The organism is Mesorhizobium sp. M1E.F.Ca.ET.063.01.1.1, assembly GCF_003998155.1.
GTDB lineage: Bacteria > Pseudomonadota > Alphaproteobacteria > Rhizobiales > Rhizobiaceae > Mesorhizobium.
In genome coordinates, this window is the sequence record NZ_RZSC01001124.1 from 1 (window position 1) to 1,372 (window position 1,372).

1 protein-coding gene is annotated in these 1,372 nt (G+C 64.4%); it reads left to right on the plus strand.

All coding sequences use genetic code 11. The features are described 5' to 3' along the window. Positions 1–1,357 (plus strand): class I tRNA ligase family protein (locus EOA29_RS36590; RefSeq protein WP_145970054.1); only part of this gene is annotated, 1,357 nt, incomplete at its 5' end. Positions 1,358–1,372: the final 15 nt, after the last annotated feature.

Here is a 1,372-nt window from a genome sequence, read left to right on the forward strand (position 1 = left end):
CGGCAACGTGCTGAAGGACGAGGCGGTCAACGAGCGCATCATGGACGCCTTCGAGAAGGAAGGCGCCGATGCCTGGTTCGCGCTCGGCGCCAAGGACCGTTTCCTCGGCAACCACGACGCCTCGAAATGGCATCAGGTGATGGACATCCTCGACGTCTGGTTCGATTCCGGCTCGACGCATGTCTTTACGCTGCAGGACCGTCCCGATCTCAAATGGCCGGCAGACGTCTACCTCGAGGGCTCCGACCAGCATCGCGGCTGGTTCCACTCCTCGCTGCTCGAAAGCTGCGGCACCAGGGGCAGGGCGCCCTACGACACGGTCATCACCCATGGCTTCACCATGGACGAGGAAGGCCGCAAGATGTCGAAGTCGCTCGGCAACACGGTGGTGCCGCAGGACGTGATCAAACAGTCCGGCGCCGACATCCTCAGGCTCTGGGTGGTGACGACCGATTATTGGGAAGACCAGCGGCTCGGCAAGAACGTGCTGCAGACCAATATCGACGCCTACCGCAAGCTGAGGAACACCATCCGCTGGATGCTGGGCACGCTTGCCCATGACGAGGGCGAGGACGTTCCGCTGGACAAGATGCCGGAACTCGAGCGGCTGATGCTGCACCGCTTGTCCGAGCTCGACGAGGTGGTGCGCCAGGGCTACGACGCGTTCGAGTTCAAACGCATCACCCGTGCGCTGCTCGACTTCATGGTGGTCGAGCTCTCGGCCTTCTACTTCGACATCCGCAAGGACGCGCTCTACTGCGACGCGCCGTCCAGCCTGCGCCGCAAGGCGGCGGTGCAGGTGGTGCGCCACCTCTTCGAATGCCTGGTGAAATGGCTGGCGCCGATGCTGCCCTTCACCATGGAAGAAGCCTGGCTCGACCGCCACCCGGATGCCGTCTCGGTGCATCTCGACCAGTTCCCGGTCATACCGCAGAACTGGCGGAACGAGGCGCTGGCCGAGAAATGGCGCAAGGTCCGGCAGGTGCGCCGTGTCGTCACCGGCGCGCTCGAGATCGCGCGCGCCGACAAGCTCATCGGTTCCTCACTGGAAGCCGTTCCGGTGGTCACCATCGACGACGCGGCGCTCGAAGCCGCGATCGCCGATGTCGACATGGCCGAGATGGCGATCACCAGCGACCTGGTCATCGAGCACGGCAACGCTCCGCAGGGCGCCTTCATACTGGACGACGTCAAGGGTGTGGCCGTGGTGGTCGAGAAGGCCGAGGATCGCGGTCTGGTCAAATGCGCGCGCTCTTGGCGCTACACCGCCGACGTCGGGCAGGACCCGGAATTCCCGGATGTCTCGGCCCGCGATGCGGCCGTGCTGCATGAGCTGAAAGCACTCGGGCGTTCGTAGACGCCTGTTCATAAG